This is a genomic window from Paenibacillus sp. PDC88 (assembly GCF_900106725.1).
In the GTDB taxonomy this organism is placed as follows: domain Bacteria; phylum Bacillota; class Bacilli; order Paenibacillales; family Paenibacillaceae; genus Paenibacillus; species Paenibacillus shunpengii.
On the sequence record NZ_FNNT01000017.1, the window covers coordinates 38399 to 52473 of the forward strand.

Annotated in this window: 11 protein-coding genes; 2 read left to right on the plus strand and 9 right to left on the minus strand. The window is 47.6% G+C overall.

The window, feature by feature from the left end:
• The first annotated feature begins 66 nt into the window (after positions 1-66).
• Positions 67-1290, plus strand: coding sequence for an MFS transporter (locus BLW49_RS26975; protein WP_090727977.1), 1224 nt, complete (start codon positions 67-69; stop codon positions 1288-1290).
• Positions 1291-1375: 85 nt separating this feature from the next.
• Here BLW49_RS26975 and BLW49_RS26980 read toward each other — a convergent pair whose 3' ends face one another.
• From BLW49_RS26980 to BLW49_RS26995, 4 genes are all read right to left on the minus strand, one after another.
• Positions 1376-2377 (minus strand): type I glyceraldehyde-3-phosphate dehydrogenase, encoded by a 1002-nt coding sequence (locus tag BLW49_RS26980; protein ID WP_090727979.1) that lies wholly within the window; start codon positions 2375-2377, stop codon positions 1376-1378.
• Positions 2378-2410: 33 nt separating this feature from the next.
• A complete protein-coding gene (locus BLW49_RS26985; protein WP_090727980.1) occupies positions 2411-3361 on the minus strand; it encodes a ring-cleaving dioxygenase in 951 nt (316 codons plus the stop codon).
• 118 nt (positions 3362-3479) lie between these two features.
• Complete coding sequence (locus tag BLW49_RS26990) at positions 3480-5321, minus strand: amidohydrolase (protein ID WP_076315584.1); 1842 nt, start codon at positions 5319-5321, stop codon at positions 3480-3482.
• A 27-nt stretch (positions 5322-5348) separates the two neighbouring features.
• On the minus strand, positions 5349-5522 hold the full coding sequence (locus BLW49_RS26995) for a XapX domain-containing protein (protein WP_076315583.1): 174 nt from the start codon (positions 5520-5522) through the stop codon (positions 5349-5351).
• Between the two features lie 262 nt (positions 5523-5784).
• Here BLW49_RS26995 and BLW49_RS27000 point away from each other — a divergent pair, with 262 nt between their 5' ends.
• Positions 5785-6423, plus strand: coding sequence for a hydrolase (locus tag BLW49_RS27000; protein ID WP_076315582.1), 639 nt, complete (start codon positions 5785-5787; stop codon positions 6421-6423).
• A gap of 132 nt (positions 6424-6555) precedes the next feature.
• Here BLW49_RS27000 and BLW49_RS27005 read toward each other — a convergent pair whose 3' ends face one another.
• The 5 genes from BLW49_RS27005 to BLW49_RS27025 all read right to left on the minus strand — a co-directional run bounded on the left by BLW49_RS27005 (position 6556) and on the right by BLW49_RS27025 (position 13786).
• A complete protein-coding gene (locus BLW49_RS27005) occupies positions 6556-8118 on the minus strand; it encodes a response regulator (RefSeq protein WP_090727982.1) in 1563 nt (520 codons plus the stop codon).
• Positions 8093-10021 carry a sensor histidine kinase gene (locus tag BLW49_RS27010; RefSeq protein ID WP_256209950.1) on the minus strand — a complete coding sequence of 643 codons (1929 nt, stop codon included), beginning with the start codon at positions 10019-10021 and terminating at the stop codon, positions 8093-8095. The genes BLW49_RS27005 and BLW49_RS27010 overlap by 26 nt, the downstream gene beginning before the upstream one ends.
• Positions 10022-10040: 19 nt before the next feature.
• Positions 10041-11699: an extracellular solute-binding protein gene (locus BLW49_RS27015; protein ID WP_090727992.1), complete on the minus strand. Its 1659-nt coding sequence runs from the start codon at positions 11697-11699 to the stop codon at positions 10041-10043.
• Positions 11700-12026: 327 nt separating this feature from the next.
• Positions 12027-12902, minus strand: coding sequence for a LysR family transcriptional regulator (locus BLW49_RS27020; protein ID WP_090727984.1), 876 nt, complete (start codon positions 12900-12902; stop codon positions 12027-12029).
• Positions 12887-13786: a LysR family transcriptional regulator gene (locus tag BLW49_RS27025; RefSeq protein WP_090727985.1), complete on the minus strand. Its 900-nt coding sequence runs from the start codon at positions 13784-13786 to the stop codon at positions 12887-12889. The genes BLW49_RS27020 and BLW49_RS27025 overlap by 16 nt, the downstream gene beginning before the upstream one ends.
• Between the last annotated feature and the right edge of the window lie 289 nt (positions 13787-14075).

Sequence of the window (14075 nt, forward strand, 5' to 3'; positions counted from 1 at the left end):
GATTCAATTCGAGTGGGATTTCATTTCTCTGCAAATCAGTGACTGCATGAAGAAGGGGGTTAGCCCTTGAGCCGTCTATCCACAGAGAGTGCACCCCGCTCATTTGTTACTGTCATCTTGTTCTGGTGTTCTCTGATCGTCGTCTCTGCCGTCTACATTACCATTCCTTTAATCTCGTTATTTGCTGAAGTATTTAACGTATCTTCCTCTCAAGCCGCTTGGGTCGGCAGTGCATTCTCGTTTGCTTTTGCAGGCGGCGGGCTCCTCTTCGGCGTTCTATCCGATCGATATGGACGTAAGAAACTAATGATCGCCGGACTTCTGCTGCTGACCTTAACAACACTATGGATCGGGACTGTACAAACCTTTCCCTGGCTTGTAGCTTTGCGTTGTCTTCAGGGCTTGGCTGCCTCCATGTTCCCCCCATCTGTTCTAGCCTATGCCATGGAGATGTTCCCCGCGAAGAAGCGAGTAACGATTATCGGATTTATTAGTACCGCCTTCCTGATGGCCAGTATCATAGGACAAATTTACAGCAGTATCATCGTATTCACGTTCAGCTGGTCGTACGTATTCTATTTTTTGTTCGGCATCTATCTCATATCCTTTGTGATCATCACCTTTGGAATTCCAAGGGACTCCAATGATCGGGAACAAGGCAGCATTGCTGCTTCATTCGTCCGGATCGGTACCATTTTTCAGATCAAAGGACTCCCTTTCTGCTACATTATATCAACGATCCTGTTCACTGCACTTGTTGGATATTTTACGACGCTCGGCAGTTACTTAACGAGCCCGCCATTCCAATTAAGTCATGAGGATATTTTATGGATTCGGGCGGCAGGCATTATCGGCATGCTGGTGTCTCCATTCGACGGTAAACTGGTCGCCAAGTATGGGGTGAAGCGCGTGTTGTGGAGCGGATTAATGTTGGCAGCTATCGGTCTCGGATTGCTCGGAGTCTGGCCTAACTTAACCTTCCTGATCCTGATGAGCATCGTATTCACAACAGGCGTTGCCATTGCACTTCCTGCCCTCATCTCGCTGATCGGTCAGCTGGCAGGAGAGGCTAGAGCCATTGCCGTTTCGTTCCACATGTTCATGCTATTTATAGGTGCGTCGCTAGGACCTATACTCTCCATTTATCTCATTGATAGGGGAGGTCATCTACTTACATTTGAAATCCTGGCTGGCCTGCTCTGTCTAAGCATGATCGTTCCACTGTTAATTCCGCTTCGAGAGCCGCCTGCTGCAACCGGCCATCAGCATCAGCCGAACCGTTCGATTTAAGTCTATAAAAAATTGCAAAAAGCATGCACCCGTGAAACCTCGGTTTTACCGGTGCATGCTTTCTTTTCATTTTATTCAAATAAGCTTATTGCTCGATCGCAAGAAAGGCAGCGACTTCAGCTAACCGGGAAGCATAGCCCCATTCATTGTCGTACCAGGCTGCGACGGATAAGAGCTCGCCCTGCACCTGTGTTAGCGGAAGATCAATAATCGAAGAGTGCGGATCTGCCACGATACGGGAGGAAGCCCACTCTCCCTCCAGCACATCCAGCACACCTTTTAACTCGCCTTCTTGGGCAGCCTTGCGGAACATATCATTGATCTCCTGCGCTGTACACGGCTTCTCCGTAATGAGATTCAATTCCGCAATACTGCCGGTTCGGGTTGGAATTCGATAGGCTTTGCCTGTGATCTGAAGATCCTTCCATATGAACTTAAGTGCTTTGGCAGCTCCCGATGAGGATGGAATAATGTTCTCCGCCGCCGCCCAGGAGTCTCTGCGGTCTTTCATCGGCTGATCCGTCAATGATTGGGTATTGGTATAGGAATGAACGGTAGAGAACAAGCCATACTTGATCCCATAATTCTCTTGAACCAATTTAACTACAGGTGCCAATGCGTTAGTCGTGCAGCTGGCCATACTAATAATTTTATGCTCTACTGGATCAAAGCTCGACAAGTTAATGCCTTTTAGGAGCACCGCATCACAATCCTCCAGGCTCTTGCTTGGACCGCTTACGAGCACCCGGTTGGCTCCCCGGTGAAGATGGAGCTCTGCAACAGACCGTGTAACCGCGCGTCCTGTGCAATCAATAACCAGATCGACACCGAGCTCTCCCCAGTTCGGGATTTCCTGTGCTGCATTCAAGTAGTGGATGTGACGGTCGCCTATCGTAATTTGTCCTTCACTACCTTGAACAGGCTCATGCCAGCGCTTATAATTTGTATCTACTTCAAACAAGGCAGCCAGCGCAGCTTCATCTCTAATGTCTGAGATGGAATAAGGTACAAATAAATCGTTTAGCAGTGCTGCACGAAGCAGCTGTCTTCCAATGCGTCCGAATCCAAAAATCGCAATTTTCCCCATGGTATCCTCCTATTTATCTCCTTAGGTTTATCTTTAATGTATATCTTCGCCTAACACACGAACTTCAATGGGAAGAAGATTCCCCTCTACAATGTCTCGCTGGGATTCCAACCATGGTGGAAGCTGAAGCTTCTCCCCCAGGCTCTCCAAAGGCTCATCGGTTGCAAATCCCGGAGGGTCGGTAGCGATCTCAAACAGGATTCCTCCTTGTTCGCGGAAATAAATCGCATTAAAATACTGGCGATCAATGATTGGCGTGGCTTGAAAACCATGCTGCACAACATGCTCACGCCACATGACATGATCCTCGCTATCCTGTGCCCGCCATGCAATATGATGAACGGTGCCTGCGCCTTCACTCCCCCATCCCATGGGTTCAGCATTAACGTCGATGATGTTACCAAGATCACCATAGGAACGATATCGTACCAGTCCGCCCTCTTCGCCGACTTTGTCCAAGCCCATAACGGTTCTTAGCGTATTCTGGGTTTGTTCGGGATTCGTGCTGTATAGCACTGCTCCGCCAAACCCTTTGATCGCTTTATCGGCTGGCACGCCCCCATAGGACCACTTGCTTAACGCACCTTCTTCTCTCGCAACCACTTCCAGCTGCAGGCCGTCCTTATCATTGAATTGCAGATAGGTCTCATTGAAACGCTGCGTGCGCTTAAATTCAACGTTCAGTTTAGCCAGACGCTCTTCCCAGAATGTCAGTGCTCCAGCCGGGACCACAAACGTAGTGAGTCCAACCTGGCCGCCTCCCACTCTGCCGCGGCGGGCTCCATCGAATGGAAAGAACGTCACCGCTGTTCCGGGACTTCCCACTTCATTGCCGAAATAAAGATGATACACTTCGGGAGCGTCGAAGTTGACGGTCTTTTTTACGAGCCGGAGACCTAATACCCCCGCGTAAAAATCAACGTTTCTCTGCGGATTACCCACAAACGATGTAATGTGATGAATTCCAGCTGTTTTTTTAGTCATGATAAACAACCTCCAAGTTATGCTTAGTAAGAAACAGGGAAGCTCTTGCAACCATCAACAGGCCGCCGATCGAACGGCAGCCTGTGCACAGCATCTGCTTCGTATAGGACTTATACTTCTAGAACACAAAACAATCCAAGTCGCAGAATCCGCTGCCATGGTGGTGGCTGCATCTGTGATGATGGTGGAGCTGTTGATGCTGTTGATCTAACACTTGCTGGCCGTTTGCCCCTCCGGATATAGGTGTCTTATAATAGCCGCCGTAATAGTTATGAGGCGACCAGTCCGGACTTGCTTTGGGAGCTGGAGGTGATAAATGCTGGAATTCGCCGACGCCATAGACGATCTTCCCTCCCACTACCGTCAATACCGATTCAATTTTTTTGATCTCCTCTTCAGGAACATTCAAGAAGTTAGCTGAGAGCAGTGAAAAATCCGCATAATAACCAGCTTTGATCTGCCCTTTGACATCCTCTTCCTTGGAGAACCATGCATTCCCTGCCGTATACATCCGAAGCGCTTCATGGCGCTCCACACGGTTGGATTCCGGATACAAGGAGAGTCCGCCGAGTGTTTTGCCCGTTACGAGCCAGTACAAGGCTACCCATGGATTATAGCTCGCCACCCGAGTCGCGTCCGTTCCAACGCCTACACGCAGACCAGCCGTAAGCATTTTCGCAATCGGCGGCGCATTCTCGGCTGCCTCAGCCCCATAACGGTCAACAAAATATTCTCCCTGGAACGCCATCCGGTTTTGTACAGCGATCGACCCGCCTAAGGCTACGACCCGCTCCAAATCTCGCTCATGAATGGTCTCGGCATGATCCAGAATCCAGCGCAGATCCTTAAAAGGCACCTCTTTATTCACACGTTCAAATACATCCAAGAATCGGGAGATCGACTCTCCATATGTTGCATGCAGACGGAATGGCCACCGCTGCGAAACGAGATGCTGTGTAACCCCAAACAGCTCATCTTCCAGGACTGCAGGCAGCTCTGGGCGTGGCTCGACAAAATCCTCAAAATCTGCCGCGCTGTATACGAGCATTTCACCCGCACCATTATGCCGGTAATAAGCACTTCCCGTATAAGGGGTGGATGAAGCTGTCCATTTCTCAAAATCAGCCAGCTCCTTATTCGGATTCTGTGTAAACAGATTATAGGCCGTGCGAACCGTGATCTCCTCCCGCCGGTCCAGTTCTTCAAATACTTGATAGTCATCCGGGTAATTCTGAAAACCGCCGCCGGCATCAATGACACTCGTGATGCCAAAACGATTGAGCTCCCGCATAAATAGGCGAGTGGAATTCAGTTGATCCTCGTAGCCCAGCTTCGGACCTCGAGCCAAGGTTGCATATAGAATCGTTGCATTTGGTCTTGCGATCAGCATCCCTGTTGGATTCCCCTTGCTGTCCCGCTGAATCTCGCCGCCTGGTGGATTCGGTGTGTCCTTCGTATAGCCAACTACGCGAAGAGCCGCTTTATTCAAGAAGGCCTGACGGTACAAATTAAGAATGAACACCGGCGTATCCGGTGCGATGCGATTAATCTCGTCCAGCGTAGGCATTCTTCGCTCCTTGAATTGGAACTCTGTCCAACCACCGACAACTCTAACCCAATGCGGTGCGGGTGTGCGGTCAACCTGAGCCTTTAGCATACGCAAAGCATCAGCGACCGACGGCACCCCGTCCCAGCGAAGCTCTAGATTGTAGTTCAAACCACCGCGAATCAGATGAATGTGAGAATCATTCAGTCCCGGAATCAGCATCCGCTTATTGGCGTTTACCATACGTGTTGCTGCCCCTTGATACTGCATGACTTCAGCCTCTTCTCCAACGGCTATAAACCGACCCGATTTGATGGCTGCAGCGGAAGCGATCGGATTCGCCTCGTCCATTGTAATCATGTGCGCATTATGGATAATGAGTTCTGCTTCTGTAACACGCGTTTGCTCGGACATCGTATATCCCCCTTTACATGTTATGTACTACTTACTGGATAGCCAGAGTTTAATCCATGGAATTAATCGCTGCCCCAGGAACATGCCGAATAAGCCTAGCAAGCCTAAGAATGGCGGTGCGGGAGAGGGTATACGAAGCGATTGGAACACGATGCCGATTGCAATCCCTGTGCCTAATGCCAAGATCATGGATCCCCACATGTAGAAGTACCTCCTTACGCTCAGAATTGATCTTATAAGTTTCATTCTATGGGAAGGCTTCAAAACCCATCAATAAGGCTCTCTCTATACCTGATATAGTAAAAACTTATATTCAAGGTATAATTTCTTCCTATCTTTCCTATAGAAAAAAGCCAATTGTTTAAAATGGATTATTTTTCTAGTATAAGTGACATACAACAGCACATCGCTTAGCCGATTAAAGTCTGCTGTATCCAAAATAGAGCGAAGGTGGGACTTTTATATGTTTAAGGACAAAGAAGATTTGCTTACACCAGACAACTCCGCTATTATTCTTATCGATCATCAGCCACAGATGTTATTTGGCACGCAAAGCGCTGATCGCCAGGTCATTATTAACAACACGGTGGGATTGGCTAAGACGGCTAAAGTATTCAATGCTCCGATCATTCTGACAACGGTGGCTTCCGAATCCTTCTCAGGACCGCTTCACCCGCATATCCAGGAGGTGTTCCCTGAGCAAAAACCGATTGATCGTACCTCTATGAACTCTTGGGAAGATGAGAATTTTGTAAATGCGGTGAGAAAAACAGGCCGTAAGAAACTGATCATGGCCGCTTTGTGGACGGAGGTATGTCTGGCATTTCCGACAGTGGCCGCCATTAAGGACGGTTACGAAGTCTATATCGTTACAGATGCTTCGGGAGGAACAACAACAGAGGCTCATGACATGGCAGTGCAGCGAATGATTCAGGCAGGCGCTATTCCGGTCACCTGGCTCTCTGTCCTGCTCGAATATCAGCGCGATTGGTCTCGTCAAGAAACCTATAATCCTGTTATGGATGTCGTCATTCGGAATACGGGAGCTTACGGTTCCGGCGTTTTTTATGCGAAAACAATGTTTGACGCACATGAAGGATAAGAACTGAAGCTGCCAAATACCTACGAAAAAGCGACATCCCTCCCACATGTTTTTGGGGAAATGTCGCTTTTCTTTGCAGCAGTGCTGTATATGGATTGAGATGTTATAAGTACGATCCTACGCTGGCACCGCTTATACTTCCGTTTCAAACCGCCTTCGCTGGCTTCGGAATTCCAATGCTGTGATGCCTTCGGTATCTTTGAATATTCTCGTAAAATGCTTCACATTCTCGAATCCAACCTGTGCACTGATCTCATACACCTTCAGATCAGAGTGAACCAGCAGCTCCTTTGCCTTATCCAGCCTTAGCCGGCGGACATAGTTCGAGAAGCTCTCCCCACTATACTCCTGAAAGGCATGGCTAAAATACGAGTAATTGAGCGAGAAATGATTGGAGACGACCGCCATGTTCAAATCGTCAGCATAATGCGTCTGCAAGTAGTCGAGAACTTTTTGCATCGTATTCTGTTCCGTCGGCACCTGCTCTTTGCGGTTCTGAATGAACAGATCCAGACGATGGAGAAGCTGCTCGACAGCTATGTAATAATCTTCTAATCGATCGAAGTTTCCGATGTGACCTACAGGGGCATACGTCCTTAATAATTCAAGCACCCTATCTCCGTAGATGCGGAACAGCTTATCAAACAATTCCTCGTTTAGCAGCTGGCTAATCCGTTCTAGATAGCCGATCTCACAGCTGCTAATAATACGGACATCAAGGATTTGGTCAAGAAGCTGCTTGATCTCATCTCTGCGCCCCATTCCAATGAGATTCGATAATCGCTGAATCAGATCAACAGGAACGACACGCCGCTCCTCAGTGCGTTTGCTTAAGCTGGTGTAGTCCAGCACATCAAACTCAGGGAGCAGAATACCGTATTTCAACGTTTGCTTCGCTTGACTGTAGGCCAGCCGTACCTGCTCTATTCCCTGAACAGAACCGCTAATTGCAATCCGCAGCCCCGGCTCATCTCTACTAAGCTTCCACTTCTCTGCCAATTGGTAGAACATCACCGGATCGCGGGCGATCATCATCATACCACCTTTTCCATCACGAGTGAGCGTCCAATCCGTATGCCCTTGTAATCGTTCAGCGATTTGATTCCGGAGATAAGCTGTATCCGCACTGCCAGGTCCTTCCCCACTGCGTCGCGTAAGCAAGCCCAGCGTATATCCTGCAGCTAACCAGCTTAGGCCAGCCTGCTTCAGCTTGTTCGGTGTTATGGCATTACCCACATCTACCTGGTTCACATGTAAAGTAACCAGCTCGGCGGCATACAGACTGGCATCTTCGTCTGCCCTGTCCGCTCGTTCTCCTTTGATCCTTATGTCCCGTATTAAGCGGGTCAGGACGGCAAACAGCTCCTCCCGCACTACAGGCTTGACAAGATAATCCTTCACACCACAGCGGATTCCCTTCTGTGCATAAGCAAAATCATTATAGCCGGACAGCAGTACAACCTCTGGAATAACCGGGTAGGCTTGAAGCTGTTCCATCAGTTCAATCCCATCCATAATAGGCATTCGAATATCTGTGAGCATAATATCCGCAGATTCCTGGTCAAGCAGCTCCAGCGCCTCTTGCCCGTTCTCGGCAAAACGGAAGCTGAACAAATGTGGAAACTTTCTCTCAATTACCGACTGCAAGCCTCTCCGAATGATCTTCTCGTCATCGACGATCAGCAGGCTGATCATATAAGTTCACTCCTTCCCCCATGACTCGATAAGGCAAAGTCATCATGACGCGTGTATAGCTTCCTTCCTGACTCTCGATTTGGATACCATATTCGGCCCCGTAGCTCATCACTAAGCGTTGGTCCACATTACGCAGTCCGATTCCATTGCTGTCCTGATCCCTGCGAACAAACAGCTTCCGGGCATCCAAGTAAGCAGACTCCTCCATCCTTAACATTCGGTTCAATAATTCAAGCCTTTCCGTCGGTATGCCGCAGCCGCTATCCGTGACCTCTATAATACACGTCTGATCCTGCCGAACAGCAGAGATCGTAATGACGAGGTTTCCGTCGCTCGAATGCATCCGGCTCATCCCATGCTTGATTGCATTCTCGACTGCGGGCTGCAGTGACATTTTGAGTGTTTCCTGCTTGAGACATTCTGGTGCAATCATCAGACGGAGATCAAGTCTCCCATCATAACGGATGTTCATGACCGATATATAATGCTGCACATGCTGAATCTCATCGGTGAGCATCACATAATCCTGCTTCCATTCCATTGAATACCGCATCATGCCTCCCAGCGAGGTCATGATATCCGATATCAGGTCCTGCCCTTCAAGCTCAGCCAGCATCTTGACGTTCTCCAGCGTATTGTAGAGAAAATGGGAGTCAATCTGGTTCTTCAATGCCCGCAGCTCGGCTTCCTTGCCCGCCGCCTGTCTGGCTGCCTGCTCTTGAATGAGCTCGTTAATCTTCAGAATGAGCTCTCGATAATGAAAGCCCAGTTCACCTACCTCATCCGTACCCGAAATCGGCGGCAGCTCGACCTTGAAGTTGCCGCTTCGCACCTGCTGCATAGATTCCCTTAATACCTTAAGCCTGCGCAAAATGATTGCCTGCATCGAATAAGACAGCAGTACGAGAAAGGCTACGAGTAGCGAGATGAAGACAATATTTCGAACTCTCGACTGGTTAATGCCTTCAAGTGTGTCCGCAAGACTCACCATATTGACCAGATGTAAGTCAATGGATGGAATATAGCTCTGAAATGCTACGTAGGACTGCCCTTGAACCTTGAACTGTAACTCCTCGACAGCTGCATTACGCGTCAGCTTCACATTGCTCATCAATTCCTCTGCGCTATGCTGAGCGAATACAGGCGCCTCCTTCAAGCTGAACACATCTCCGCTCCTTGCCACTACGATGAACTGAGAGTTCTTATCCTGCACACTGTCAAACGTTTGAGAGAAGAAGTTCGACAGCTTCATCGAGATCTCCAGAATTCCGTTATGTGTTGCATTGTCCGGATATTTGAATTCCTGCAGATAGGTCATGAACGGTTCATTCGGTGAAGGCTCGGTTGGCTCATTCGTGATCGCCACATTCTCCTGTATCTCCCACCAAGGCAGTCCGCTGCTCTTCATTACCTCATCATACCAAGGCTTGGCCTGAATACGTGATTCCTGCAGGATAACGGGCCAAATCTCATTCACATACACATTGTCCGTAAACAACCGGACATTGGCAATCCGTGGATTGTTGAACAGATAATATTGAAAGCTGTTGACCACATCGTTCTTGATACGAAAAACTTGCGCTGCATCCTGGAACTGTTCAATTTGCAGATAGTTGTTCATTTCTCGATTGGATAAGGCTAGCTGACCGGTCCATCCCATCAGCTCTATGTTATTCTCAATATTTATCTTCTCAACCTCCAGCACATTCTTGCTGTTCTCCGCCAACTCTTCCATTGCATTGGCAGACTCTTCATTCAGTGTGTACCAAGAGAATAGAATTACGGGTATGAAGATGACGATGACAAATGACAGAATCAGTTTGACTTGAAGCGAAAATTTAAATGAAAAGGTACGTATCCTCAATAACCTGCGGATGACCGCAAATTCCATCTCCTGTTTCACAGCTTGCTCCCTCTAAGAACTATGGATTAAGTGTCGATCTCAGCTTCTCTACATTTCGTTCATAAGCTGCTTGGCGGCTAGCGATGATCGCTTCATATTCGGGCGCATCGGTAATTGTGTTCATATATTCAGCGAATAGCTCATCGAATTCAGCATCTGACTTCGCCATCAGCAGCTTCGGCAGTGTCTCGGCCCAGAGCCGCGTATTCTTGCCTTCCGCAATCCCTTCCTTCGTCGTTGGATCTGGATCCAGATTCTCAAATTCGGACATGCTGACCGTCTTGCCCCTCGTCCAATCCGAGATCTGCTTGGCAGGTTCAGCATCCATTCCTGTCATCCATTCCAAATTCTTGTTTGTGTCCATTAGCATCCAGTACATATAAGAACCGCCATATTTGCTGTCGAACGCTTGACGGTCGGTGTTAAGCAGCTGCAAGACCTCGGGCAGAAACTGATCCTTACCGTCTATTCGATCGTAAGTAACACCCTTCTCTCCGAGGAACAGATCCCGGTTCCCCTCCTCGCTGAGCAAATAACTGAGGAAGGCAATCGCCCGCTCCTTATCCTTGACGTCCTTCGAGATGAGCGTCACCGTCCAGCCGGAGACACCATTCCCTGCAAGGGTTGGGGGATCATGTGCATCATTCGCCGGACCATCAATCGCGATATATACTTTATTCGGGTCCTTCTTATACAAGGCTTGATTAATCTCTGAAAAGTCAGACCACTGATAGAGCATGGCGAAGTAGCGGCCTTTCGCTATTTTCTCATCCTTTTCCAGCCGTTTCTCATCAATATATACATCTGTAGGGATCAGCCCATCCTCATGTGCTTGGCGAAACACCTTCAACCATTTTAGATAGGTAGGATCACTTCTACGATCGTATAGTTTACCGTTCTTCTGCTGTGGAATAGCCAAGAAATTCTGAAGGTACTCTTCCAGCGAATAATTGCCGGTCTCCGTAAATTCATGCAGACCAATCGGAATAAGCGGCTGACCGTCTACCTCCGGAAACTTCTCTTTCGCAGCCTTAAGTGCGCTCAAGAACCCTTCCGGTGTGCTCATATCTGGCTTTCCAAGTGCTTCATACATGTCTTTGCGAACAACAAAGGTCTGATTAGATGTAAATAACGGACCATACTTATGATAGTCCGCGGGGGATGAAGAGGCATTCGGGTAGGCGTAGACATTCCCATTAGACTGTGTGTACCAGCCAAGCTTCGCAGGATCTGCGACTTTGAAGAAATAAGGATCATACTGATCCGCCAGTTCATTCAACGGAAGAACCATGTCACCATTGATCAACTTCTGTACGGAATCCTCGTACCAGGCCAGTGTGATGAAGTCAGGGAGTGACCTCGCTGCCATCATCGTGTTCAGCTTCTCGCTGGCATCGCCGGCAGGCACGATAAAGTTCAGGCTGACTCCTGTCTTTTTCGTTATATAATCGGATACTACGTTACCTCCCCACTTGCTGGTGAACCAATCAAAATTGATGTACCAGTCAAATGTAATAGGTGCCGTGTCCAGCTTCCAGGCTGGCTTATCCGGGGAAGACTTCATTGGAGAAGAATCTGCCTCGATGGGTTTGGGGCTCGAGTTCGATGGAACCTCAGCAGTGTCTTCACTCGAGGTGCCTGTGTTGCCGGAACAAGCCGCTAACGCCCAGCACATCATCAGGGCTAATAACACCATCATTGCTGAGATACGCTTTCTAACCATTCATAGATCACCTCATATCTTCGAATTTTTAATGTGAAGTATAGTGCCATTTATAGGAATTTTATGCTCAGTTTACTGCTAGTATAAATGTTATTCCAGGCAAAGGACAGGGGAAAAAGGCTCATCGATTCCGGATTACCATCCTTATCTTTCTCTGTCCTTCGTGAACTCGAATAAGCGAGCATGACAAAGGATAGCCCCTTCGTTTCAGCTCGCATTTATTAGATATATAGTGCAGTTATTACACTACACAAATAGATTATAATCGCCCTTTCTGCCCTATTATCTGGATTTCTCTAGAAGAAATTCGATACATTGCTGAACAGAAGGATTGCTGTACTGATACTTCTTATACATGAGCTTAATTTCACGAACAGGCGTGGGATCGATGAGACGAATCATTTTGATGGGCTGACCCGCATGATTCTCAATGGATGAGACAGGTAAGATCGCGACTCCCATATGCTGCAGTACCATAGTAAGAAGGATCGAATTAGAAGTAGATTCGAACATGGACTGCAGGGAACTAGAGGACTTAGGATTGGATGCATGAAGCTGCTCGTGTAAATTTAGATCGCAGGCAAATAACGGAGTATCCAACTCTCCTAACTCTCGAAAAGAAACAGAAGTCCGATCAGCCCAAGGATGACCTGCATAAACGGCCAAAGCCTGCTCTTCTGTATGTAGATGCATCGTATGAATTTCTTTGTTTGGATTCGGATTGTCGGTGATCCCAATATCGATACTGTCATTCAATAGTTGCTGAGTCGTGTATTCCCCACTCGTAAATTGGACTGAAATATCGGGATACTGCTCATGAAACTTCAAAAAAAGAGGCGCTAAACTTAAAAAGTCCATCGGCGAAATGCCGATCGAAAGTTTATTGACCCGAGCCTGAGCATGGCGCAGCTCATTGGTTTCTTTCTTCGCTTCGTCAAGGAGCCTCATCACGGAAAGGGCTTTTACGTACAGAATTTCCCCGTCAGCTGTAATCTTGATCCCTCTGCCAAATCTCTCAAACAATGGGGTTCCTACCTCTGCCTCCAGGAAGCGGATCTGTTGACTTAAGGTCGGCTGAGAGATCATTAGTACCTCTGCTGCCTTAGTAAAGCTGCCTGCTATGCATATTTGTATGAAGCACTCTAATTGCCGGAACAAGATAGCTTCACCTCATTCTCTCTTACATAGGAATGAATCTCTTGAATGAATAGGCGTACCGACGGCCTCATCGTTACAGATTTTAGATATGCGAGGGAGATGTCCCAGCTAGGAACACGGCCTTCTAACTTTACAATACGTAGAGAATCGTCCCTTAAGCTGTCAAGTACCGACGATGGGATTAGAGATGCTCCCAGTCCATGCCGGACCCAATGGATTAATACGGAGGTGGAGGAGGTATGCATGATGGAGTTAAGTGTGAACCCATAAGAGAAGCAGCACATATCAATTAAGGATTTGTTTTGTTCTAAGAACATCATAGAGTTGATTTGCTTCAGAGCTCGGAAAGGGATCGAGGATTTATCCGCCAAAGGATGCGCTGAGTGAATCAGCATAGCCAGCTCCTGTCTATACAAATGAGTCGTGGTGACAGAAGTATTCGCGATTGTTTGTGCAGTGATTCCAATATCTACACGCTGCTCCAGCACTCTATCCTCCACATCCTCGGCATCGACGATTTTCAATACTATATGAGGGTAATTCTGATGAAATTTTATAAAGTATGGAGCAAGGTATTCCAGCTCAGCAGGACAGCAAGCAATGGAAATGGTTTCTACCGATTTATGTCGCCTTTCATGTATTTCATTACGTGCCTCTTCCAGAAGCTCCATAATCGCGTTGCCCTTATTCAAGAGGATCTTTCCTGCTTCCGTTATTTCTACCCCCCTGTTTACCCGATCGAACAATGGAATGTTATACTCATCTTCCAACACCCTAATTTGCTGACTAAGTGTAGGCTGAGTCACACCTAATTCTTCTTTGGCCTTGGTGAAGCTCCCCGATTTGCATATCTGAATAAAGTATTCAAGCTGGCGCAATTCCACGGGCATATCCCCCTTCCAAGCTGACGATTAACCATATAGACATCCCTTTGTAAATATTATAAGAAGAAATCTGCCTATTAAGATATCCGCTAAATTTCAGGTAAGGGTTACTGGATTTTAGGGTGGGTGCTTGACCCCTTCTACGAAAGTCATATGAAATTCTATTAAAAGTCACTTCAACTATTTATGTGTATTCAACTCCCTCAATATAATTCGTTTTCCTCACTCAAGCTCATGAATTCGTAGGATTTCATCCCTTGTTTAATTCGAAGAAAGAGATGTTTGAGGA